This is a genomic window from Streptomyces sp. NPDC058469 (assembly GCF_042721125.1).
Classification (GTDB): domain Bacteria; phylum Actinomycetota; class Actinomycetes; order Streptomycetales; family Streptomycetaceae; genus Streptomyces.
The window spans coordinates 173248-194202 of the sequence record NZ_JBHXME010000004.1; the positions used below are offsets into that span (position 1 = coordinate 173248).

25 protein-coding genes and 5 pseudogenes are annotated in these 20955 nt (G+C 69.5%); 7 read left to right on the plus strand and 23 right to left on the minus strand.

Translation table 11 applies throughout. The features are described from left to right. Positions 1-19: 19 nt before the first annotated feature. Positions 20-394, plus strand: a pseudogene (locus ACFWP5_RS04395) (Tn3 family transposase). Between the two features lie 146 nt (positions 395-540). Beyond that, a complete protein-coding gene (locus tag ACFWP5_RS04400) occupies positions 541-1749 on the plus strand; it encodes a DUF6236 family protein (RefSeq protein ID WP_384149979.1) in 1209 nt (402 codons plus the stop codon). 6 nt (positions 1750-1755) lie between these two features. Here ACFWP5_RS04400 and ACFWP5_RS04405 read toward each other — a convergent pair whose 3' ends face one another. The 6 genes and pseudogenes from ACFWP5_RS04405 to ACFWP5_RS04430 form a co-directional block, all read right to left on the minus strand. After that, positions 1756-1989, minus strand: a complete 234-nt coding sequence (locus tag ACFWP5_RS04405; protein WP_384149983.1) for a hypothetical protein — start codon at positions 1987-1989, stop codon at positions 1756-1758. 220 nt (positions 1990-2209) lie between these two features. Beyond that, entirely contained in the window at positions 2210-2650 is a 441-nt protein-coding gene (locus ACFWP5_RS04410) for an esterase (protein WP_384149986.1), read from the minus strand. Continuing rightward, positions 2631-2843: a hypothetical protein gene (locus ACFWP5_RS04415; protein WP_384149989.1), complete on the minus strand. Its 213-nt coding sequence runs from the start codon at positions 2841-2843 to the stop codon at positions 2631-2633. The genes ACFWP5_RS04410 and ACFWP5_RS04415 overlap by 20 nt, the downstream gene beginning before the upstream one ends. 53 nt (positions 2844-2896) lie before the next feature. Continuing rightward, on the minus strand, positions 2897-3157 hold the full coding sequence (locus ACFWP5_RS04420) for a hypothetical protein (protein ID WP_384149992.1): 261 nt from the start codon (positions 3155-3157) through the stop codon (positions 2897-2899). A gap of 31 nt (positions 3158-3188) precedes the next feature. Further along, positions 3189-3254: pseudogene (locus tag ACFWP5_RS04425) on the minus strand (DUF317 domain-containing protein); the annotation flags it as partial. 51 nt (positions 3255-3305) lie between these two features. After that, entirely contained in the window at positions 3306-3536 is a 231-nt protein-coding gene (locus ACFWP5_RS04430; RefSeq protein WP_384149995.1) for a hypothetical protein, read from the minus strand. Between the two features lie 217 nt (positions 3537-3753). Here ACFWP5_RS04430 and ACFWP5_RS04435 point away from each other — a divergent pair, with 217 nt between their 5' ends. Continuing rightward, entirely contained in the window at positions 3754-4014 is a 261-nt protein-coding gene (locus ACFWP5_RS04435) for a hypothetical protein (protein WP_384149998.1), read from the plus strand. Positions 4015-4018: 4 nt separating this feature from the next. Here the strand turns inward: ACFWP5_RS04435 and ACFWP5_RS04440 are convergent, their stop codons facing one another. From ACFWP5_RS04440 to ACFWP5_RS04490, 11 genes and pseudogenes are all read right to left on the minus strand, one after another. Beyond that, entirely contained in the window at positions 4019-4381 is a 363-nt protein-coding gene (locus ACFWP5_RS04440) for a hypothetical protein (protein ID WP_384150001.1), read from the minus strand. A gap of 186 nt (positions 4382-4567) precedes the next feature. Continuing rightward, on the minus strand, positions 4568-5509 hold the full coding sequence (locus ACFWP5_RS04445) for a DUF317 domain-containing protein (protein ID WP_384150004.1): 942 nt from the start codon (positions 5507-5509) through the stop codon (positions 4568-4570). Positions 5510-5625: 116 nt separating this feature from the next. Further along, complete coding sequence (locus ACFWP5_RS04450; RefSeq protein ID WP_384150007.1) at positions 5626-6459, minus strand: winged helix-turn-helix transcriptional regulator; 834 nt, start codon at positions 6457-6459, stop codon at positions 5626-5628. A gap of 29 nt (positions 6460-6488) precedes the next feature. Next, positions 6489-7316, minus strand: coding sequence for a large ATP-binding protein (locus ACFWP5_RS04455; RefSeq protein WP_384150010.1), 828 nt, complete (start codon positions 7314-7316; stop codon positions 6489-6491). Then, positions 7313-7981 carry a hypothetical protein gene (locus ACFWP5_RS04460; protein WP_384150013.1) on the minus strand — a complete coding sequence of 223 codons (669 nt, stop codon included), beginning with the start codon at positions 7979-7981 and terminating at the stop codon, positions 7313-7315. Before ACFWP5_RS04460 ends, ACFWP5_RS04455 begins: the two co-directional genes overlap by 4 nt. Next, the gene (locus tag ACFWP5_RS04465; RefSeq protein ID WP_384150016.1) at positions 7978-8454 is read right to left on the minus strand and encodes a hypothetical protein; all 477 of its coding nucleotides are present in this window, start codon (positions 8452-8454) and stop codon (positions 7978-7980) included. Before ACFWP5_RS04465 ends, ACFWP5_RS04460 begins: the two co-directional genes overlap by 4 nt. Next, positions 8451-9218, minus strand: a complete 768-nt coding sequence (locus tag ACFWP5_RS04470; protein WP_384150019.1) for a glycosyl hydrolase — start codon at positions 9216-9218, stop codon at positions 8451-8453. Before ACFWP5_RS04470 ends, ACFWP5_RS04465 begins: the two co-directional genes overlap by 4 nt. Beyond that, positions 9215-9808: a DUF4913 domain-containing protein gene (locus tag ACFWP5_RS04475; RefSeq protein ID WP_384150022.1), complete on the minus strand. Its 594-nt coding sequence runs from the start codon at positions 9806-9808 to the stop codon at positions 9215-9217. Before ACFWP5_RS04475 ends, ACFWP5_RS04470 begins: the two co-directional genes overlap by 4 nt. Positions 9809-9900: 92 nt before the next feature. Continuing rightward, complete coding sequence (locus ACFWP5_RS04480) at positions 9901-10209, minus strand: hypothetical protein (RefSeq protein WP_384150025.1); 309 nt, start codon at positions 10207-10209, stop codon at positions 9901-9903. A gap of 318 nt (positions 10210-10527) precedes the next feature. Beyond that, positions 10528-10800: pseudogene (locus ACFWP5_RS04485) on the minus strand (DNA cytosine methyltransferase); the annotation flags it as partial. 115 nt (positions 10801-10915) lie between these two features. Next, positions 10916-11026: pseudogene (locus tag ACFWP5_RS04490) on the minus strand (DNA methyltransferase); the annotation flags it as partial. On the opposite strand from ACFWP5_RS04490, the gene ACFWP5_RS04495 reads away from it, so the two are divergent. Both ACFWP5_RS04495 and ACFWP5_RS04500 read left to right on the plus strand, forming a co-directional pair. Continuing rightward, positions 10991-11221 carry a hypothetical protein gene (locus tag ACFWP5_RS04495; RefSeq protein WP_384150091.1) on the plus strand — a complete coding sequence of 77 codons (231 nt, stop codon included), beginning with the start codon at positions 10991-10993 and terminating at the stop codon, positions 11219-11221. The pseudogene ACFWP5_RS04490 and the gene ACFWP5_RS04495 sit on opposite strands and share 36 nt — an antisense overlap. Then, complete coding sequence (locus ACFWP5_RS04500; RefSeq protein WP_384150028.1) at positions 11184-11570, plus strand: hypothetical protein; 387 nt, start codon at positions 11184-11186, stop codon at positions 11568-11570. The genes ACFWP5_RS04495 and ACFWP5_RS04500 overlap by 38 nt, the downstream gene beginning before the upstream one ends. Positions 11571-11713: 143 nt before the next feature. Here the strand turns inward: ACFWP5_RS04500 and ACFWP5_RS04505 are convergent, their stop codons facing one another. The 6 genes and pseudogenes from ACFWP5_RS04505 to ACFWP5_RS04530 form a co-directional block, all read right to left on the minus strand. Next, positions 11714-12889 (minus strand): DnaB-like helicase N-terminal domain-containing protein, encoded by a 1176-nt coding sequence (locus ACFWP5_RS04505; RefSeq protein WP_384150031.1) that lies wholly within the window; start codon positions 12887-12889, stop codon positions 11714-11716. Continuing rightward, positions 12886-13116, minus strand: a complete 231-nt coding sequence (locus ACFWP5_RS04510) for a hypothetical protein (protein WP_384150034.1) — start codon at positions 13114-13116, stop codon at positions 12886-12888. The genes ACFWP5_RS04505 and ACFWP5_RS04510 overlap by 4 nt, the downstream gene beginning before the upstream one ends. After that, positions 13113-14901, minus strand: a pseudogene (locus ACFWP5_RS04515) (type IV secretory system conjugative DNA transfer family protein). The gene ACFWP5_RS04510 and the pseudogene ACFWP5_RS04515 overlap by 4 nt, the downstream one beginning before the upstream one ends. 158 nt (positions 14902-15059) lie before the next feature. Next, positions 15060-16292: an ATP-grasp domain-containing protein gene (locus tag ACFWP5_RS04520; protein WP_384150037.1), complete on the minus strand. Its 1233-nt coding sequence runs from the start codon at positions 16290-16292 to the stop codon at positions 15060-15062. Positions 16293-16355: 63 nt separating this feature from the next. Continuing rightward, positions 16356-17618, minus strand: a complete 1263-nt coding sequence (locus ACFWP5_RS04525) for an MFS transporter (protein ID WP_384150040.1) — start codon at positions 17616-17618, stop codon at positions 16356-16358. A gap of 5 nt (positions 17619-17623) precedes the next feature. Then, entirely contained in the window at positions 17624-18895 is a 1272-nt protein-coding gene (locus tag ACFWP5_RS04530; protein WP_384150043.1) for a hypothetical protein, read from the minus strand. 374 nt (positions 18896-19269) lie between these two features. On the opposite strand from ACFWP5_RS04530, the gene ACFWP5_RS04535 reads away from it, so the two are divergent. Further along, complete coding sequence (locus tag ACFWP5_RS04535; protein ID WP_384150046.1) at positions 19270-20106, plus strand: hypothetical protein; 837 nt, start codon at positions 19270-19272, stop codon at positions 20104-20106. Between the two features lie 223 nt (positions 20107-20329). Further along, a complete protein-coding gene (locus ACFWP5_RS04540) occupies positions 20330-20791 on the plus strand; it encodes a hypothetical protein (protein ID WP_384150049.1) in 462 nt (153 codons plus the stop codon). Positions 20792-20955: the final 164 nt, after the last annotated feature.

Sequence of the window (20955 nt, forward strand, 5' to 3'; positions counted from 1 at the left end):
GCCGCCGTAGCCACCGAGGCTGAAGAACGTCGGCTCCGCACGCCTGTACCGTCCGGCGGCTGGCCAGGATGACACCTGGCCGAACCTGACGCCGGTGCTGTCGAGCAAGACGATCGACTGGGACCTGATTGCCCAGCAATACGACCAGATCGTGGAGTACACTACCGCGCTGCGCCTGGGCACGGCCGAGGCCGAGCAGGTCCTGCGGCGCTTCACCTGAGGCGGGCCCAAGCACCCCATGTACAGGGCGATCGAGGAACTCGGACGGGCGGTACGCACCGCGTTCCTCTGCGACTACCTAGGACTGGGCCGTCACCAAGTGTTTCGACATCCACGGAACCACCCTCAACCCCGCCCACAGCTACATCGATTGCTGACCCTTGTTTTGCGGTAACAAGGAAACCACTGGGGGTAGTTGGTTCCGAGCGCCAGGGTGTAACCGCTTGCGTAGCATGCTGTCGGCCCCGGACACATCTGGTGAGGCCGACAGGGTGCGGCGAAAGGGCAGCGGTGCAGCGGATTGGCCTCTACTACCCGTACGTGCACTTTCGCAATGAGCAGTGGATCAAGGCTGCCGCCCTCTACTGGCCGGGCCTTGCCCGAGTAGTCCCGTCCGGGTTCCCCGTCGCCGATCCGGACATGGTCAAGGCCCTACGAGATGGGCTGGACTTCATCACCGACGTGGACCCTGCGGAAGCCGCCGCCGCTGTTACCCCGGCCTTCCTGAAGGCCGTCGAGGACCATGGCCCCGAATTGGAACAGCGGTTTCTGGCAACCGCCGACACCCGGCCCTTCTCCTCACACAACGGGCACCTCGCTGAGCCGCGTATGGGAGCGCGCATCGTCAACGCGGAGCCGACACCACCCGGCGACCTGCGAACGCTTCCGCGCGACGAACGGCCTCTCGCCGGCCTCTACCCGTACGAGGTAGACGCGCGGTTGGCGGATGCCCTACGCAGTACAGGTCTCGCCGTGCTGGCCTTCCGGTCGCGCATTGCCAGATCATCGGATGTGACGTGGCTGGCCATGGACCCGGTCCTGGCCTGGATCTACAAGTGCGTCCTCACCGAGGAGTTGGGCCGCCGTACGCGGTACGCGCCGATCACAGACCAGGTGGCCTCCCACAGCGCGACGGACGGCTGGGACAGTGACCGGATCGCCGCCGCCCTGTTGGGCGAGGCGCCCCGGCCGGCAATCTCCGACGAGACAACACGCCTCGGGCTGATGGCCGTGCAGTGCGTGCTCCCGGACGGTCTGCGATCGGTACCGGTGTCGAAGATCATCCAACTGCGTACGGACCATTGCGCGGAATTCAATGCCTTCACCCAAGCAGTCGACAACGCTGCGGCGGATCTCCGAGAGCACGTGGCCGGCATCGAAGACCGGGCGGCCTTCGAGCACCACCTTCGGCTGCAGTTCGACGAGAGCATCGCGGTGCCGCTTGAGGAACTGCGCAAGGCCATGAACGGCCTCCACCTCAAGACCTTCTACAGCGCGCTGAGTTACAAGTTCGAAGTGCCTGCTCTCGCCGCTGCGGCGAGCGGTTGGGTAGGCAACGTGCCGATCGCCACAGGAGCCCTTGCGGTCGCGGCCGCAACTCTGCGCCAATCCACGGCGGAGACGCGAGATGCTCAGCTCTCGGGCTCGCCTGTCAGCTACCTGCTCCGGGTGGAACGGAACTTGAAGCCGACCACACTGGTGCGGCGGGTCGCGCGGACGATTGGCCGAGGTGCGGGCTCCGGAATCTAGCTGCGCTCAGGTGCGGTTGCCCTGCTTGGGTAGTCCACCCCGGAAGTCGCAGCCGGGGCACGCGTCCTCGCCCTGGATATGGCCTTCGTACCAGCCGTGGACGGCCGCATGCAGGATCGCTTCCTCCACCGATGCTTCGCCGTTGCGGACCGACGCGATGGCGTTGCCGACGACCACCCGGAGCACACCGTTGTCGGGCGAGGGGAACGGCGGGGATGGCATCGGCGAGTCGGACGTCATGACCGCAGCCTACGGGCGGGCACGGGAGCCGGTCAGGCGGATGGAGCGATCTCGTGCTGGAGGGGACTACGCTGGACTTCTCGGCCGGCAGTGACGAGCTTCGGCTATCCCGAGGGTTGGCGGACCGCCGACCATTGAGCCTTCCTTGTCCATCGGCGAACAGGCGTACGGCAAGGCCGCCCCTGCCTGCTTGGCGTGGGGCGGCCTTCTGCGGTTTCGGTCAGACCTGGGCGAGGCGATTGGAGAGGTCGAGGGCGGCGGTCGCGACCGTGAGGGCGGCGCACAGGCCGAGTACCTCGTGGAGGGTGGGGCGGACCAGATGCGGCCAGTCGTCCGGGGCGGTGGGCCAGGAGGCGAGATGTACCTCGGTGGTGGCGAGGCCCAGGTGGGCGGTGACGTCCCAGCCTGCGAGGGAGGCTGGTTCCCAGTGCAGGCGGATGCGGCCGAGGGGGAGTCTCGGGGTTTCGGCGGGGAGCCATGTGACGTCGAGTGGTCCGTCGGGGAGGGCGGAGACGCGCTGGACCAGCGCGCCGCGTGCGCCGCTCGGTATGGGTTGTACGGCGAGGCGGTGCAGCGAGAGGAGATGTGAAGGGTGGGGCTGCGACGGGATAGGGGCCTCCGGGGTGTGTTGGTGGGACTGGTCAGGCCCAGGTGAGGGCATCGCTGACCGCGATCGGGAGGTAGTCCTCCTGGCCGTCGTCGGCGATGAATGCCTTGCCGTCCCGGGCGACGACCTCGGCTCCCACGTAGTGGGTGAAGGGGAAGTCGGGGTTGATGGCGAGGCGGATCGGCAGGTTGGGGTCGAGGTTCTGGAGCTGGCGGAGCAGGTGGCCGACGGTCAGGTAGTGGGGCATGGAACCTCCGGTGGAGCGGTCCGGGATGGCAGGGCGGAGCTGGTGATGGTGTGTCAGGAACCGTCGAGGCGAAGCAGATCGCGAAGGACCTTCGGGCCCTGGGTGTGGCTGGCGAGGTGTCGCTTGCGGCACTCGTTGACGTAGCCCTTGCCGGGCTGCTTCATCTCCCAGTCGCCGCACGAGCAGATGGCCTGTGTGTACGCGCGGCCGGGGCAGTCGGGGTGGAGCGGCTTGCCGGAGCTGGTGTGCTTGTGGTCCGCCGGGCAGATCGTGCCGTCGGCGTGGTGGTTGGTGAGCGGGGCGCGGTGTGCCAAGGGGGCCTTCCGGGAGGGGGCGGCAGTGCGGTCAGTGGCTGGGGGTGGCGCTGAGCGCGGTGAGGAAACCGGCAACGGCTTCGGAAGGGGTGTGGCGCCCGAACTCCTGGACCCACGGCTCGCCTTCGGCGGGCTGTACCTGGACCTGTCAGACGATGCCGCGCTGCCAGGCGGTGGGGTCTTCGGGGAGCCAGCCGACGTAGACGCGGCCGTCGGGGCTCGTCGCGTGGACGTTGGCCTGCGGGGTGTCGACGACGGTCCAGCCGAGGGCGTGGAGGAGTTCGAGCACCTGGTCCGCGCAGTGGTCGGAGGAGAGCCGGCAGTGTTCTTCCACGGCAGGGCGGACGACAGCGGGCAGGTGGGTGGCGGAGGCGGTCACGGTTGGACGATCCCTTCGTTGACCTGCAGTTTTTCCAGCACCTGTACGTTGACATGCGGTATGGCGAAGTACGTAGTCGTTTCCCGGGGCGCGACGTCTGCCGTGGGCGAACTGGCAGCCGTCAACTGTTGGCCGGTGGCCCGGGAATGGATCGACGCACGCAGTTGTCGTACGTGGGTTGCGGCGACGGATCGCGCAGAACGAAGGGGGAGCAGGGGTGGCAAGCAGACACTGGGACGGCGCCGGGCTGGAGCGCAAGATCCGTGCCGCCGGGCGACCGTGGACGGTGGGCGACATCGTGATGGTCGCCGACGGACAGTGGGCTGTCGGTGCGCAGCCCGACGGACAGTGGGACGAGGGCGCGGTGGTGGAGGACCGGATCGCGGACGGGCGGCACGTCGAGTTGACGTTCGATGAGCTGGCCCGCGTGGTGGGCTCCCGTACGTGGGCTGCCCACCGTGACGAGGACGGTGCCTGACCGGTCAGCGGTGCGGCCCCAGCCCGGCCACCGACGGGCCGACAACGGCCGAAGGCGCGAGTTGATCGGGCGACTGGCCCAGGGCGCGTGGAGCGTGCGCGGAGCGGGCGACAGCGGCCTGGGCCAGTCGGACTGCTGGGGCCCGGTCCGCAGTCGCGGCGGCTTCACGCGCTTCGATCACGTGGCTGATGGCCTGCAGGGACGTACGGCTCTCCGCTTGGGCGACGCGAAGGTCCGCCGCCGCGCTGGTGATCCGTTCCAACTCATAGAAGGCCGGCACGTGGCCGGGCCGGGTAAGGGCGTGCAGACGGTCCTGATGCACGGCCACGGCGTTGGCGGTGATGACCAGGGCCGAGCGGATGTGCATGGCCGAGCGCAGGAGAGGGTCGTTGTTGGGGCGGCGGACCGTGAGGGTTCGAGGTCTTCGATGGGGCGGCCCCAGGTTTTCTCGATCATGGCGGTCGCCTGGTCGAGTGCGGTGGCGTCGGGCATGGCGGAACTCCCGCATTCGGGGGTGTTGTTTCGGTCAGAGGTGGCCTCGGAGCCCTGAGGATCAGCGGCTGTGGCGCTGGGCGGGCGAGATGGCCGGCGGCAGAGCCCCGGGGCTCTGCGCGGACTTGCTCGACCGGATCTGGGTCGGCGTCGCCGTGCGGCTGCGGGCGGCCATGATCCGGAGGTCGGCGGCTGTCTGCGGGGTGCGTGCGGCGCGGTGGACGGCCTGGGCGACAGCGGTACGGCGCACGTCGAGCGGGGTCGGAGCTCGAGAGATCTGGGGGACGGCCGGGCCGACGGGGGTGAGCGTGACCAAGTGCTGGACCTCGCGGGCGAGTTGGTGCCGCTCACGGATCACCTGGGCTGGATCGGTCATGGCGGCTGCCGTCGCGGCGATCAGGTGGGACGGGGTGCGGGCGGTGAAGACGGCCTCAGCGCGTGTGCACCAGCCCGGTGGACCAGCCCACAGCGTGACGGTTTCGTTGTCCCAGCCGGAGAGGCGGTTGTCGATCAGGACGCCTGCCTGCCCGTCGGGGGCAACGATCTCGACAGTGCCGCGCTCGGCTGCCTCACGGCGCCAGCCGGCTTCGGTCAGCGGCCGGACGGCGTCGGCCCAGTACAGCGAGGGGTTCGCCAGGAAGCGCCCGTTGCCCTCGTAGGGGTCGGCTTCGGCGTAGTCGTTTGCCAAGGCGGTGGTGAGACCGGCGACGATCTCGGCCGGGGTGACATGGTTGAAGGTCGCCGTCCAGCGGGGCGCGGAGACGGCCTCCGGGGATGCCGTGATCTTCCACAGCTCGAAGTCGTCGCCGAACCAGCCGATACGGATCCTCTGGTCGGGTGAGGTGACGAGGAGCTGGCAGGGGCCCTCGTCGAGGTGGTGGTGGGGCCAGTGGGCGATGGGGGCGAAGCCGGCTTCTCCGGACCCGTTGGAGCCGGCCAGGTACCGGGGGCTGACCAGTACATCCTCGGAATCGCGCTGGTCGTAGGGCAGTTGGGTGCTCATGGTCGGGTTCCGGGGCGTAGGAGGGGGACGCTCCTTCGCGCAGAGGGAGGGCTGCTGGACTGCACGTGGGCGCCGTGGCAACGGGGAGGCGCGGCTGGTTCTCGGTGCCACGCGGATCACCGGGCTCGGGAGACGGCCGACCGCGCGGTGACGGACGCCGGCACCCGCGGTTGCGGCTGCGGTGCGTGGCTGAAGAAGGCGCTCGGCGCGGCGGTGCTCCGGCGCAGGGCCGCTGTGGTCCGGTTGCCGTCCGCCCCGAGCGGCACGCCGGTGTGGGTCCGGGTGGCTGCGGGGGCCGGGGGCGACGGGTGCCTTGGCGACGAGAAGGGGGTGCTCCAGTGTTCGACGGCTGCGTAGACGGGGCCCAGCGCCCGTCCGGCCTCGGTCAGGACGTAGGGGTCGCCGTGGCGCGGTCCGGTGCGGGCGACCAGGCCGTCGGCCTCAAGTCGGCTGAGTCGTTGGCGGGTTGTGCTGCTGTCTAGGCCAGCCGCTTCGGCGATGTGGCCCAACCGCGTGGTGCCCGCGTCGAGGATCTGGATCACGGTGGTCGAATGCCGAAGGAACAGACGCCGTACGGCGTTCTCGACGCGTTCGGCTCCGGCTACGTTGCCGAGCGAGAGGTTGTTCTGGGACCAGTCCGACAGGGCGCGGTGCACCGGTGACAGGGATTCACCGAAGGCGCTGAGCTGGTACGGGGCCCCGTGGCCGTCGTTGGTTCGGGTGACCAGCCCGTCCGTGTGCATCTGGGCCAGCCGCTTGCTGACGACCTGCTCGCTGACGAAGGGGAGCCCGGCGGCGACGTCCCGCACACGCATCAGGCGACCGTGCTGCGTCAGGGTCTGCGCCGACCAGGTCGTCCACTTCGGCGCTATGAGGGAGAACGCGTCCTCTACGCGCTGAGCGTCGACCGAGCCGATCGAGGAGGCGGAGGACTGTACGGGGGTGGGCATGGGGGACGTTCTTTCTGGGGGGAGGGGGATCAGCGGGAACGGGAGGGCTTGGTGGCCGCGCCTGGTGCGGGTACGACAGCTGTGTCGGCGGTGGTGCCGGGGAGCGTCGTGGTGTTGCTGCGGTTGAGGGCGGCGGAGACGCGCGGCGTGGCCGTGCGCGCGTCTCGCAGGGCTGCCTCGCCTTTCGGGGTGAGGGAGATGAGTTGTCCCGGCCGGTACAGTCCCTCGCTGGTGTCCCGGTCCAGTAGCCCGTCGGCGACCAGCCGCTGGACTGTTTCGGCCCAGACAAACGGGTTGGGGCTCTGACCGTGCCGGTAGGTGAGATAGGTGTGGCCGTAGAGCGCGCTCTGGCGGAATCGCAGTCCGCCGGCCTCGACGGCTTCCAGGGCCCGGAGCCGGCGGTCACCCGCGATGGCCCAGTCGTCGTCCCGGCCGGAGATCTGTTCGCCGCTCAGGTCGCGTGCCTCTGTGAGTGAAGGCTGAGTGGGGTCCGGCTCGGGGAGGAGACGGCGGTACGCGGAGATCGACTGGACGAGGCGCTCGTAGGCCGCGTTCTGCGCCGAGACGAGCCGGCCGGTCTGCTTGACCGCGGACCGTAGCGGTGTGTACGAGCTGGGTGAACCGTTGAATTCGCCTCGTCCGACGGGTTCGAGTAGCCCGAGAGCGGCCTGGGTCGTGCGAGTCACCCGGCCGTGCAGTTCGTCGAGTTCGTGGGCGGCCCCGATGACGAGCGTCGCGGCGCGGTACAACGGATCACTCGGCCGGTAGGCGATGTTCAGGGTCCAGGGGTCCTCGACGCCGAGCATCTCGGCGACGAGGTGTGCGCCCGGCTGCTTGGTCGCGTCGTGGGGGTTCATTCGGCGGCTTCCATCCGGGCGAGCAACGAACGGACCAGGGTGGGCAGGCTGTCGGGGCCGTCGCCGATCCGGACGTAGGCGGTCGCCTCGCCGAGGACGTACGCGGCGTCGTCGAGGAGACCGCTGGAGATCTCCATGCAGGCGTCGGTGATCCGGGAGGCCGCGAGCAGGGACTCGGAGAGCACCTCGACGTAGTCGCCCGGCGGCAGACCGGCAGCCTCGGCGGCGGTGCGAATCGCGGCCAACTCCATTGAGGTGAAGGCGAATTCGGACTCGCTGTCAGCCTTAATGCCTGCGGGCGCTGTCGAGGCCGGTTCCGGCGGTTGCGCGGGGATGCCCACGCGCGTGCAGATCTGGTCGACCGAGGTGGTCAGTTCGGCGAGGGATTCGGTGAGCCATCCCAACGCGGAGGCGTAGGAGGCCAGGGTGAAGAGACCCGCGGGCGTGGTGGGGAGCGGCGCGTCGGCCACGAAGCCTTCGAACCAGTCGTTCAGCTCGCAGACCACCCGAGGCCCGGCGGACAACGCACCCAACACGGGGTGCAGGTAGGAGCGGCTGACGGCCGTCGGGTACTCGGTGGTGAGGATCCCGGCAACGCTCTGTGCGGCATCGGTGAGGAGGCCCGCCAGTTCGCTACAGGCCATGGGGGCGCGGTTGGCGGTCATCGCTGGGGAGCCTTTCGGGAAGCGGCGGCAGCGGGCTGAGCCGCCGTTGGACGAGATGGAAGGACAGCCGTCGGCTGATCGACCGCGTGGGGAGAACGGGATCGAGCGGCCTGGACGCGGGCCTCGGTGGCGGAGGCTGTCGCAGTGTCCTGGCGGGGGCAGGTTCGGAGATGGGCCGAGCGGTAGACCTCGTAGTCCTGTCGGCTGCCGGCGGCGACGAGATAGATCTCGCGCTTGTGGTTCGAGGTGGGCGGGGCCGGACGGAACTGGATGACCATCCGATAGGAGACGGACGGATCGACGTAGACCTTGTGGAAACCTGCGAGGCGGCCCTTCAGCGGCAGGCAGTCGTCGCTTCCGTGGACCAGATTCTGCAGTTCCAGCAGCGCCAAGTCCCTTATCTCGTCGGGGAGTTCACGCAGGTCCGCGATGGCGTCCGGGTGCGCGGCGAAGGCGAAGCGGGCGCGGCTCACATCGACCTCCGAGAACCCTGCTGCCGGGCCGAGCCTGTCGGCGGCACGGGGTGGGCATCGAGGCCGGCCTTCGGGAGTGCGGAGACACCGGCCGACCGGGTGAGGGCAACACCGGCTCGGAGGGCGGCCGCCTCGTCGCGGTATTCCGGCGGCTGCGGCAGAGGACTGGTGCGGTCGTCCAGCCAGTGCCGGGCGGCCTCCTCGTCGGCGAAGGCGCCCTCGCGCATCGTGTACGTGTGGGCGTCCGTGTCGCCCTCTTCGAGGAAGACCCGAATCGGTGCCTGAGCAGCGCTGGAGTCCCGGGTCAGCGTCCACGTCTCACATGGGTCGAAGTCCGAGGTCTGGCTGGCGAGGACCTCGTAGCGAGTGCCCGACTCCCGGATCTGCTGCTCGATCCGGACACTGAGATCGTCGGCGGGCTTCATGAAGTTCCCGCTGACCTGAGTGATCGGCTCGGGTGGACAGCCGCGTTCGATCAGCCAGTTCTGCGCGAAGGCCACGGTGGCGTGATAGCTCGACTCGAAGGTGAACGTGTTCAGGCTGAGATCCCGCGCGACCATGATTGCGGCAACCTGCGGTTCGCCCGGAACACCCCAGGTCATGGATCGGTCGTGGGCGACGACGAAGCTGTGCGAGCCGTGGGGAGTGGTGTGGTGCTTGGCCAGGACCGTCAGGTCGCCAGGCCAAAACCCTTGCTCCGTGTCCTTGGAGCCCGCGTCGTTGGGCTCGAAATCGTAGGGACCGAAGGCGGGTTCGTTGTTCATGCCGCCAGTCCCAGTTGCTCGGGTGCGGGGGTGGCCAGCACGCGGTGGTTGGGCCGGGTCGGGCTCGTCGTGCAGGCGGCGAAGGGGCCGTCGGGAGCACGGAGATGGACCAGTGTTTGGTCGAGGTGGTCGCGGTGCCACACCGAAGGACCGGACAGGCCGGCCTCGGCGTCGGTGAGTTGCTGCCACGCGAGCCAGAGGGCGTGCAGCCGGGCGACGGCCTCGGGGTGTTCGTGCCACTGCGCACACCATGGCCGGGTCGTGCTGATTTCCCGGCCGTAGATCGGGAGGAGGAGGTAGTTCACCCAGTCGCTGAGGGCGGCGAGTTCGACGCTGTAGGCCTCGCCGCCCAAGGCGAGGATGAACACGGACGTGGGTCCTTCTGCCTGCTCGGAGTCTGCTTGTGCCGTCGGAGCGTCGTCACCCCGCTGGGGCGCCGAAGCGGGTTCGGAACCAAGGCGGTCGAGGACAACGCCGTGCTGCCTGACCTCGGCCATGGTCTTGGCGAGGGTGCTGGCGAGGTCGTCGAGGTCTCCGTCGGGTACCCGGAACGTTTCCGGGGCGGGGGTGGTCTTGCTGGTATCGGGCATGAGGGTGTGCTCCATCTGTGGGACGGCGACATGCCGAAGAGGGTCCGGAGAAACCGCGATTTGGTCCGGCCGGGAAAACTCGGTAGAGGGCGCTATGCCGTCGTGCAGCGAGGGCAACGGGGGAAGGGTGGGGCGAGCAACTGCATTGCTTGGGTGGCCTGTTGGGGCACGACGCCGTTGCCGAGCGCGGTGAGCTGAGCCGGTCGTCCGAGCCCCGGGGTGGCGGTGACCCAGCCGGGCTCCAGGCCCTGCATCCACTCCACGAAGTCGGCACGGAGCCGTCCGGCAGCGTCGGTGGGCGGTGGCGCGGGACGGGTGAGCGTCTCCCATCGGGTGATGGCGGCGGCGTACGCTCCCCATCGCCCGTCGCTTCCTCGGATTCCGGGGGCGTCTCCGCCCACAGCGGCAGGACCTCCGCCGGCAGAGGCGGGCGCGAGCCCTTGCCCGGATTTCGGCCGCGGGTGTCGGCGCCGCTCGTCCTCCGGGCGGGGAGCAGCGACGCTGCGGCGCTCGGCAGGGTCATGTCCCCGTTGCCGTGCCGCTGGTTCGGCGAGCCCTTGATCCCGTCCGATGCCTTCGGGGTGGGCAGGAGCCACTCCACCTCGTCGGCCAGGTTCGGGCCGTGGCCCCCGCTCTTCCTCTTGGCGGGGTGCTGCGAGCCGCCGTTCTTGCCGATGTTGCTCGTCGGCGTCTTGAACAGGGTGGTCGGCGGGCCAGGCGGTGAGGAAGGTCCGCTCGCGGCGGTGCGGTGCTCCGATGTCGGAGGCGCGAAGCACGAGCCACCGTGCGTCGTACCCGAGGTTGGCCAGGGATCCGAGTACGGCGCCAAGTGCCCGCAGAGGAGGCTGGGTTGGGTCGTCTCCCAGACACCACGGGCAGAGTTCCACGTCGCCAGGGAGACCGGCGGGTGAGGTGAGGAGGCCGCGGACATTTTCGATCACCACCAGGCAGGGGCGGAGGGCTTCGACCGTACGGGCGACGTGCAGCCACAGCCCCGAGCGGGTGTGGGCGTTGAGTCCGGCCCGTCGGCCGGCGACCGAGACGTCTTTGACAGGGGAAGCCCGCCGTCAGGACGCACACCCGCGGGACGGCGGACCAGTCGACGGCCGCTATGTCGCCGAGGTTGGGCACGGTGGGCCAGTGCCGGGCCAGGATGCGCGCGGCGTCCGGATTGACCTCTGCGTGCCAGGCCAGCGTGCCGCCGAGGGCGGACTGCACTCCGAGATCCAGGCCGCCGTATCCCGAGCAGAGCGAGCCGATCATCGGCGGGCGCGTGATGGTGGTCTGCATGTCATCGACTCCGAGCCGTCCGGTTCGGGGGAGTTGCTGCTGGGGAACCGGCGGGAGGTGGAGCGGGAGCAGCGGTCGTGGAGCGGTGGCGGGCGGCCTGGAGCCGCATGGTCGGCGGCGTAACCGTCGCCGATGCGGCGTGAAGGGAGTCGGCGGCTTCGCGAAGGGCGGTGTCCGCCGCACCGAGTGCGTCGTCCATCACTCGCGCCGCTGCTTCCCGGGCATCCCGGGCGTCGGGCTGTTCGCGAAGGTGCTCGGTCTGGTGCAGGAAGGAGAACTGGTGGGCTACTGCTCCGAGAGCGGATGCCGCTTCGCCGGCAGGCCGTACAGCGGCGGCGAAGCTCGTGATGACCCGCGCAGCGCGGGCCTCCTGACCCTGGGCGGCAGCCCGGAAGAGGATCTCGTCGCCCAAGTCGGTTATCAGTTGGCCGAGTTCGGAGATCTGTTTGGCGATGGCGACGCTGTCGGGTGAACGGTGAAGGCCTCCGGGGCCTGGCAGTTTCCCGCGCTGGGCGTCGAAGACTGAGGCAGTGGCACGCAGAGCCAGAGCGTCGGAGATGGGGGTGTTGTTCACGGTGAATTCCATTGGAGGGGACGAGCGATGGGCTGAGGGGGTTAGTTGTGGCCGCGTGAGGGCGGTGGCGCGGCAGCCGGGGTTGGCGCCGAACTGGGCCGCGCCGAGGGCGGCGGCGCTGCCCGTGGTGTGCTGCGGGAGAGAGCGGCGCGCACCTGCGCAGGCGGAGTCCCGGTCGGTGCGAGAGCAGGGGCCGTCGGCGACGGAGCGGGGCGGCCGTTCGCGGTCTGCCAGCGGGTACGCACGTCGTCGAGCGGGCCGAGTGCGTGCAGGGCGTGGTTGATGAGCCGCCCGGGGGCCAGCGTCTCGTTCTCCGCCAGCGACCGGACGGCGCGCGCGGAGGCGGCTGCGGTGCGGGTGACTGAGGAGCGTATGACCTGTTCGCCGAGCCACTCGGCGCTGCCCGCGCCCACGCCGTCGCAGATGGCGGTGAGTTGGTCGTCGGACAGTGTTCCGTCGGCCAGGAGTCCGCGCTGCTGGGCTTCCCAGAGCAGGGTGATCCGGTCGATGGGTTCGCCCCGGTGGTGCAGTGCGCCGAGACAGCGGTAGAGCTGCCCGTGGGACGGGTCGGCGAAGTCGCCCGGCCGCAGCCAGCCGACGACCTCGCCCATGGCCCCCGGACGCTCAACAAGGACGGCGAGAAGGAACCGCTCGTCCTCGGCGACCTGATCGGCCCGTACTGGCGGCGGGACGACGGTGGTGGTGGAGGGCGGGGGAATTGGCGCGACGGGGCGTGGTTCGGTGCCCCAACGCCGTGCGAGATCGTTGAGGACGCCGGTCAGTACATCCGCGGAGTGCAGGGCTCCCTCGGCCTCGCCCCGCAGGGCGTCGGCACGGGCCGCTTGGTGGAGGCGGATCGCGTGTTCCGTGATGCTGCGGTGGATCGCGCCCTCCAGCACCATGCGGCCGTAGACCGGGGCGTGTTCGGAGCGTGGGCAGGCCGAGATCAGGGTGTGGGGGTATGCGGCGGTCAGGCCCCGGACGTGGCGGCTGGCCTCGTCGACCGCGTCGGTCACCCAGGACAGCGGCGGTGCGGATTGCTCGGCGGCCAGCGCGGGGTGGCCGTCGTTTCGGAGCTTGCGCAGGGCGGCGAACAGCGCTTGGTGGACTGGCCGGTAGAAGTGATCCGGCGCGAGCCAGTCGAGGTGCGCGAGCTGGCCGGGGTCGAGCAGCACCGACCCGAGCACGGCCTGCTCGGCGCGCAGCAGCGGGTTCATCGCTTGTCCCCAGCGCGGGAAGCGGGGGACTGGCTTTGCCGGACACGGAGGTCGGCGACCGCCTGATCGGCAGCCGTCATCGCCTGGGTGAAGCCGTCCAGCATGTTGGTGAACGCGGGATCGGTGGCGAGAATCGAGCCGGCCCCGCTGACCAGCCACCACTGACCGTCGCGCCGAACGGCCGGCGAGCGTACGAGCCGCCCGGGGCGCGGCGTGGGTGCGCTCATGCCGAGAGCCCGAAGTCGTCGGGGTCGAGGGACTTCGCGAGGGCCCTTTCGGTGATGGCCTTCGTCGCGCGGGCCGAGGCCGGGCCGACGACCTTGGCGGAGGGCTCCTTGTACCAGGGCCGCAGGTCGAGCATGGCGACCCGGATGCCGGTGGCGAGAAGGAGTGCCTTGCCCTTGGGGAGGGCGCGGATCGCGTCCGGGGGCAGGATCCGCTCGGTGCGCATGCTGACCGAGGTGGACTTGCCGCTCTCGCTGGTGGACACCGAGGTGGTTTGGACGTCGTGGTCGCCGATCTGCCTGCTGAGGCGGTCGGCGAAGTCGGCGTCGTCGATGCCCGAGCCGATGATCTTGATGGTGGCGGCGGACCAGAGGGCGTCCATGCCGGCCTCGCCCCAGCAGCGCTGGCCCTGCCGGTAGGACTGCAGGATCGTCATCGGGATGACGCCCCGGCTGCCCAAGTGGCTGTACAGGTCGGGGAGATCGGAGATCTTGCAGACGTTCGCGGCCTCGTCGAGGACACACAGGGCGGGCGGGTCGAGCCGTCCGCCGGAGCGCTCGGCGACGACCACGGCCGCGCGCATCACGGCGTCGGCCGCCGCCGCGATGATCGCGCTCGCGCTGCCGCCGCCGTCCTTGCTCAGCAGGTACAGGGTGTCGCGGGAGGTGGCGAACGCGTACGGCTTGAACTCGGGGAGTTCCTTGCTGGGCGTGACCCAGGCGGCGACGTCCGGGTCGAGGAGGCAGCTCGCGTACTGGCGCGCGGTCTCGTAGATGCCGTCCCGCGTCTCCGTGGCTCCGCTGACGGTGCCCTGGAGCTGGGCGGCGACCGCGTCGTGGCCGGCGTCGGTGAGCAGGTCGACGGGGGTCCGGTCGGCGGGGGAGGCGAGCCAGGCCAGGACGTCGGTGATCGGACGCCGGTGGCTGGCGGCAGCGAGGAAGAGTGCGCCGAGGGTGTTGCTGGCGGCGGTGGACCAGAAGTCGGAGCCGTTGGACTCGTCCACGCTGGCGGCGACGAAGTGCCCGGCGAGACGTTTCGCCCCGGCCAGGTCGCGGGCGTCGGCCAGGATGTCCCACCACATCTCGCGCGGGTGGTGGGCGATCTGCTGGGGGTCGAGGGCCCAGATGGTGCCGACCTCGGCGCGGGCGTCCACCGTCGCGGTGAAGGCATCGTTGGCCGCCTTGTTGGAGGTCAGCAGTACCGGTCCGGGAGCCGCGAGGATCGCGGGGATCGCCAGTCCGGAGGTCTTCCCGCTTCGTGGGGCCATGATCGCGACGATCACGTCCTCCCAGGACGCGCGGACTTCGGCCCGGCCCGGGGAGAGGGCGCCGAGCAGGATGCCGCGGTCAGCAGGCGCGACCTCTTTTACCCTCCCGGCCGCTCAGGGACGGCCGCAGGCTCCGGGCCTTGGCGGTGATCTCCTTGTCCAGCAGCGGGGCGAGGTCGGCCTTCCGGGCGAGGCCGTTCTTCGTGCCGCCGCGCAGCCGCATCCACAGCACGAGAGCGATCGCGGTGAGGGAGGCGGACAGCAGGCCGGGGATGATCTGCGTGCCGATCAGCAGGGCCAGGGGGCTCAAGTGCGGCCACAGCGCCCTGGGGTGAAGTAGTGCGTCGGTGGCACTGAACGGCGCCCAAGGGCCAGTGCCGGAAAGGGAGTTGGTGACATTGCCGGACAGCCACGCCAGCGAACCGAAGGCGAGCGCGATGCCGAGTATGCCGAAGAGGAAGTAGAGGAGCGCGTCCGACCCTGTAGTGGTCGAGGGCGCGCTGGTACGAGGTGCGGGCACGGTGGTTCCTGGGAATGAGCGCAGGCGAGTGATGGGGGCGGGGCACGCGGCGCTCTTCTGCTGATCATCGAGGCAACTCCTGTTCGGGAAGCGAGATGGCGACCGGGGTCATCGGGTGCGGGGTGCGCGAGGCGCCGGAGGAGGCCAACGGGACAGGTTCACGGGGTGACCGACAGGGTCAGACCGTCGACGAGGGACGAGAGCCGGTCACGGGCTGCTTCGGGACTGCCTGCGCTGACGACGACGAAGCCGACCCGGCCGGCGTCGAAGGTGCCCGCCGGCGGCAGCACGACCCGCTCTCCGACGTCGCGGAGCCACGTCACCTGGTGCAGCCACGGATACTCCGGACCAGGGACGGCGGCCAGACTTCGGGCGGAGAGGGTGCCAGTGGCCGGGGCATAGAGGATCTTGATCGCGGCGGTGGCGCGTGCCGTGGGCGTCAGGTCGGGAGTCCTTCCGCAAGCGACGTCGGCAGCGATCCGGGGCAGGTCGAGGCCGGTGGCAAGGCGGACGAGCTTGCCGATCAGGTCGCCGCCGATCCGGGCGTTGACCTCGATGATCCGCGGACCGGAGGGAGTGAGGCGCATCTCCACGTGCTGGACGCCATCGGTGACGCCCAGCGCTCGCACGGCCTGGACGGCAACGGGGGCGACCTCGGGCAGCAGCTGGTCGTCGGCGTCCACGGTGTGGCCGACCTCCTGGAAGTACGGAGGGAAGGCGACCTCTTTGCGGCTGACGGCCAGAGCGGTGGTGGCGCCGTGCTGGGTGACGCACTCCACCGATATCTCCGGGCCGTACAGGTACTCCTCGACCAGCACACCGCTGCCTTCCGGGCCCTGCTCACCGGCGCCGGCGGCAGCGAACTCCCAGGCGGCAGGCATGAGTTCAGGGGTGTCGACGCGGATGACGCCGATGCTGCCCGCGTGCGAGGAGGGCTTGAGGACGACCGGGAAGCCGGTGCGGAGCGCGGCGGCCGTCGCCTCGTTCAGCGTGTCGACGCGGGTGGAGGTGGCCGAGGGAACGTCGTGCTCGGCGAACAGGCGGCGGCTGGTTGCCTTGTCCCGGCAGGCGGTCATCGCCGCCATGCTGTTGCCGGGCAGGCCGAGGCGGGCGGCGAGTTCGGCGGTCGGCACGAGCGTGTACTCGTCCCAGGTGACGACTCCGGCGATGGGGTGGCGCGCGGCCAGGGCCAGGCCGGCAGCGACCACGGCCGCCGGATCGTGAGTGTCGGCGACCTCGTGATCGACCACCAGATGCTGCTGCCAGGACGGCGGCTTGGCGTCGATCAGCGCGATCGGGTAAGCGGCGGCGGCCTGCTCGACGCAGTAGCCGCGATAAGCGGGATCGGTTCCGCCGACGACGATCAGCAGCGGGCGAGTGGATCGGGACATGGGAGGACCTCCGGACGGCAACGGCGGGAAGGGGCAGGAAGGGCGGGGCAGTTCAGCGGCTCTTCACCTCGCATCCGCAGGCTGGACGGGCTCGTTGTGGAGTGCGGGGACCTGCGAGTGGGGTAGTTCGCAGGCGGTCCGGTGCCGCCGTAGGCCGGCGAAGCACGCACTCAGCGCCAGGCCCTGGAGCGCGGCGCACGCCAGCAGCAGGTGCGGGATCTCAGCAGTGGGAACGACCGCGATCAGGGCTCCGGCCAGCGGAAACGGCAGCAGCACCAGGATGATCGTCACCGCCAGGGTCGAGCCGAACGCCTGCACCGGGATGAGGCGGGACCGCAGCGTGCGCAGGACGACGGTCAACGCGCCATCGCCGGCCATGACCACCGCCACCGCCACGGTGTACGCGGAGAAGCTCGACGCCAGGGCGGTCGCCAGGCATGCCGCGGTCGAGACCGTGGCCGCAGCCGCGCCGACCGACCAGATGCCGAAACGGTCGATCGCACGGCGAGTGGCCCACACGGCAAGCAGGGAGGCAACGGCTGCCACGCTCCAGACCGACCCCACGGCGACCGTGGAGTAGTGGAAGCGGTGGATGACCGTGATCGGGGCGGCGGCCTGCAGCACGCCGAGGGTCAGATTCGAGACGACCAGACCACCCACCAGCCAGCCAAGTGCGGGCGTACGGCGGAGAGTTGCCCACCCAGTCAGAAGACTGCTCGACACCGGACGGTGATCCGTGCCGCCGACATCGCCGGACGCGGTCGCGGCGGCGGTCAAAGCCAACAGCGCGACCACGGTCAGCAGTACGGCGGGGCCGGCCATCAGCAGCAGGCCACCCAGGAGCGGACCGACGAGCATCGCACCCTGGTCGATCCCGGTCTGCGCGGCCTGCACACGGTGGGCCGCCATGCCCAACCGGCAGCCCGCTTCAGCCCCGAGAGTCTCCACCGCGACGAAGGAGACCTCCGCAAACAGCCCGGAGACAGCACCGAAGGTCAGAACCACACAGGTCGTCATCGTCCCGGCGCTGGGCAGGACGAGCAGCACCGCACCCGCCAGGACCACCACGGCGGTACGCACCAGATTGGTCATCCGGAAGACATGGCCAGCACTCCACCGGTCGACCAGCGCCCCGGCGAACGTGAAGGCAGCCAGACGGGGCGCCCATTCGAGGAGAAACGCAACACCCGTCAGCGCTGTGGACCCGGTGGTGAGCAGGACCAGGAGCGGAATGGCGTAGGTGGCCGTCGCGCTGGCCAGAGCGTCGGCGGCCCGCATGACGTAGGTGCGCGGCAGACCGGCAAGGGGCGTGGGTGAAGAGATCATCCGGGTCACCGCGTCCGGGGACCGGGCGCCTGCGACGGACGTACGGCTGCGCTCGCGTCCGCTGCCCCGGAGCCGAGGACCGAGGTGACCTTGGTCGCTGCGGGCGATGTGGCCAGCGCGGCGGTTCGTGGGCCGAAGAGTGCCGAGGACTGCTCCCACGCCTCGGGCCGGGACTGCTGTGCGTTGCCGATACGGCCCAACTCGCCGTCCGAGCCGATGAGTTCCGACTGCGCTGCGCTGACGAACTCCGCAGCGACGTCGAACCGGTCGGCGAGCTGGTATGCCTCGTCGTCGCAGTCGGTGATCTGCTCGCTTGCCGCCTCCAGTGCCTCCCGGACACGCTCCAGCGCGCCGTGTTCGGGATGGAGGAGGTGGTCGACGGCCTGGAGAAGGTCGGCACCATTCTTGGCGGACCTGATCTGGTCGGTGAGACGGAGGAGTTCTGCTCCGGCGGTGTAGGGCCCGAGCGGGTTCGCCGTGGTACTGATTCGGGCGGTGTCGAGAGAGGGGGCGAGGTCGACACCGTAGCGGGCGGCACGGAGCATCTCGGCTGCGTGGGTGGCGATGGCGGCGCGGTCAGCGGCCGGGGTGGTCGTGGGAAGGCGGTGGCGTCGGCCGTACCAGTCCTCGATCTGCTGGAAGCCGGCGTGCTTGAGGAGCGCGGCAGAGAGATCGTCGCCGGCACCCTTCGCCGAGACGCTGCCGCTGGGCTCGGCGGTGATGGTGATGGAAGGGGCAGGCACGTGGGTCTCCTGGGCACGGGGTATCGGGTGTGGAGCGGTGGGCAGGTGGCCCAGTTCGACGCCGAGGCGGTGGCACTCGGTCTGCAAGCGGAAGGCGTCGCGGTAGGCGTTGTGGAGGCTGCCGTCCTCGCGGGCGAGGGTGGCCACGACGTGCACCTGCCGGGGCTGGTTGCGCAGGGCGATCCACCGGCAGGCGTCCGGATCGCCGTCCGGGGCGATCCCTATGGCGGCCACTAGGCGGCGGGCGACGGCGGCCCACTGAGGGTCGGTGAGATCCGGCCGGCGAGGGTCGGAGCGGACCGAGCAGACCCACACCGGCCGTTCGGGTGCTCGGACCCCGAGGCGCTCGACGGGTGCGTCGAGGACTTGGGCCAGGTAGGGGAGCGAGCCGGGCTCGGCGAGCAGTTCGATCGGGGCTCCATGGCCGTCGCCCGCCACCAGCCGGGGACTGGTGTGGGTACCCCGCTCGCCCGGCCCGTACAGGTACGCGAGCAGGCCGAGGGTGTCGCTGGTGCGCTGCAGGTGGGCAATCACGGCGTCTACCTCGAAGGGGAGTGGCGAACCGGAGCCCGGTCGATCGGGCCGTGAGGGAGAGGATCCGCAGAAGCCGCGATTTGGCCCGGCCGGAGGTCGCTGGTAAGGGCCCGATTCATCGCGCCTCGCCGAAGGGCTCGGCGTCACGGGGGGGCAGGACAGAGGTGTGACTGAGCACTTCAGATGGCTGTGGCCCCGCTTCCGTGACGTCTACGCCATCTCAAGCATTCCCGCAGGGGTCGATCGGATCATTTGGCCCGGGGGTTGAGGGTTGTCGGCCTCCGCCCCCTTCCGTGATCGGCGCCCAGTGCGGTAGCGATACAGGCCAGCGCGCAGTAGGACGCGTGCCCCGACAGCCCTCGGAGGGAGGGCTCTTGGATACCGACAGGGTGGTGCGACGTCGGCGAGTCGCAATGATCAGATTGACTTCGTGGCTCCCTGAGACCCTGGCCGCGATCCATCAGGACATGTGGAGTGTCGGCTTTGGGAAGACGTCGGTCCCAGAAGCTGATCTACAAGCACTCAACGATGCAATGCGCGAGGCCACCAACGTCAGTAGCCGGATTGACGCCGAACTCCCCGCGCTGTTTCGCAGCACCGATCCCGACGACCTTACGACCCGTCAGTTTGACGAGGTCTACACCGCATTTAAGCGTGAGCGATCAGCGTGTTTCGACGGCCTGATGCAGCTGGAGTACTTTTTGCGACAAGGAATTTCAGTACCGGTCGAGAACGGCGGGTCGGCTGCAGTCACCTTTAGCTTGCTCTATCAGACCGTCGACATCGACCAGCCGAAACTCATCCTCAAAATGGCCGCCGAGCAGATTGCCGAGTGCTTCCCGGTGGATGAGGCGGTCGAAGCGTCACTTCCTGTCGGCACTGTCATCGAGGAGTACCACGTGGGCGACAAATTCGAGAACATCAGCCACGCGACGATCATCAACCGGTCAACTGTGGACCGGGCCTTCAATCGGTACATGGACGCAGGGGACAGTGACGTAGCCGTCGCCCTCAACGCGATTGCCGAGCAAGTGAATCAGTCGGGCAACCACGCCGCTGCTGCGCTGTTTGACCAGTTCACCTCGGCGGTCAATGAAGAGGCGCCGGACAAGTCAAAGGCTCGCCAGTACTGGGACGGTCTGGTAGCGATTCTGCCCAGCGTCGGCTCAATTGCAGGAGCTACATCCGTGATCGCCTCGCTTTTCGACTGAGGCTGCCCAGACAGTCCCGATGCCTGGCGACACTGTTTTTCACGAGGCCCCGGTTGAGCGGCCCCTCCGGCCTCTGCGGGACTCCTTGAAGTGAGGCAGCCATCACGGAAGCGCGGTCACAACCCTTCAGATAGCCACTCTGAGCGCCATTGTTGGCCGCGGAGTGGCGATCACAACGGGGATGCACGGTCCAGACGAGAGTCCTAGGTGGCAGGCTCGCCCCATGGCAGACGACGTCGTGGGGAGTCAGGTCGCAGATCTTCGGGCCGAGTGCGAAGAACAAGCCCAGAGGAACCGCCTCCGTCGGCAGTTCTGGCGGTTCACCCATGCCGGGCTTGGACTGCCAGCTGCCGTGCTGGCTGGGATCTCAGGCGCGACGGGGCTCTCTTCAGCAGATGCCCGTATACCGGCGGCCGTACTGGCGCTCGTCAGTGCGGGACTCAGCGCTGCTATCGCCTTCCTGAAGCCGGAGGTGCATCAGCGAGCGGCTCACGCACGCCGCAGGGCCTACCTGGCATTGGAGGTGGAGGCCCGCTTCGCGCTGACACAGGCGGCATCGAACGGCGAGCCCGTGTCTCTGACCGTCTACAGGAATCTGCTGGAGCGCCGAAGGATGATCATCACTGGTCAGCTCGACGAACTTGTACAGCGGATTGCTGTGGGGGGAGCGGTTGTCGACGAATGAGGAGTCTCGGGCAAGCGGGTTCGTTCGACTCTCGGAGCAACAGGGGCCGGAGTTGAGTGTCGGAGCGGCTGTCCCGTCGCAAAGGGTCTGGTCTGCGAGACCGGCTCTGACCTGGATCGACCAGTTCAAGTGAGACGTGGAGGCATTGAAAATCTCAGATGATC

Coding starts and splice junctions, on each gene's coding strand:
- ACFWP5_RS04460 (WP_384150013.1), bottom strand. CDS start 7,981: ATGACCGCCAACCGCGCCCCCATGGCCTGTAGCGAACTGGCGGGCCTC.
- ACFWP5_RS04525 (WP_384150040.1), bottom strand. CDS start 17,618: ATGATCTCTTCACCCACGCCCCTTGCCGGTCTGCCGCGCACCTACGTC.
- ACFWP5_RS04540 (WP_384150049.1), top strand. CDS start 20,330: ATGGCAGACGACGTCGTGGGGAGTCAGGTCGCAGATCTTCGGGCCGAG.
- ACFWP5_RS04440 (WP_384150001.1), bottom strand. CDS start 4,381: ATGCACATCCGCTCGGCCCTGGTCATCACCGCCAACGCCGTGGCCGTG.
- ACFWP5_RS04410 (WP_384149986.1), bottom strand. CDS start 2,650: ATGCCCTCACCTGGGCCTGACCAGTCCCACCAACACACCCCGGAGGCC.
- ACFWP5_RS04510 (WP_384150034.1), bottom strand. CDS start 13,116: ATGAGCGCACCCACGCCGCGCCCCGGGCGGCTCGTACGCTCGCCGGCC.
- ACFWP5_RS04475 (WP_384150022.1), bottom strand. CDS start 9,808: ATGCCCGATACCAGCAAGACCACCCCCGCCCCGGAAACGTTCCGGGTA.
- ACFWP5_RS04455 (WP_384150010.1), bottom strand. CDS start 7,316: ATGAACCCCCACGACGCGACCAAGCAGCCGGGCGCACACCTCGTCGCC.
- ACFWP5_RS04470 (WP_384150019.1), bottom strand. CDS start 9,218: ATGAACAACGAACCCGCCTTCGGTCCCTACGATTTCGAGCCCAACGAC.
- ACFWP5_RS04415 (WP_384149989.1), bottom strand. CDS start 2,843: ATGCCCCACTACCTGACCGTCGGCCACCTGCTCCGCCAGCTCCAGAAC.
- ACFWP5_RS04405 (WP_384149983.1), bottom strand. CDS start 1,989: ATGACGTCCGACTCGCCGATGCCATCCCCGCCGTTCCCCTCGCCCGAC.
- ACFWP5_RS04505 (WP_384150031.1), bottom strand. CDS start 12,889: ATGAACCCGCTGCTGCGCGCCGAGCAGGCCGTGCTCGGGTCGGTGCTG.
- ACFWP5_RS04445 (WP_384150004.1), bottom strand. CDS start 5,509: ATGAGCACCCAACTGCCCTACGACCAGCGCGATTCCGAGGATGTACTG.
- ACFWP5_RS04520 (WP_384150037.1), bottom strand. CDS start 16,292: ATGTCCCGATCCACTCGCCCGCTGCTGATCGTCGTCGGCGGAACCGAT.
- ACFWP5_RS04450 (WP_384150007.1), bottom strand. CDS start 6,459: ATGCCCACCCCCGTACAGTCCTCCGCCTCCTCGATCGGCTCGGTCGAC.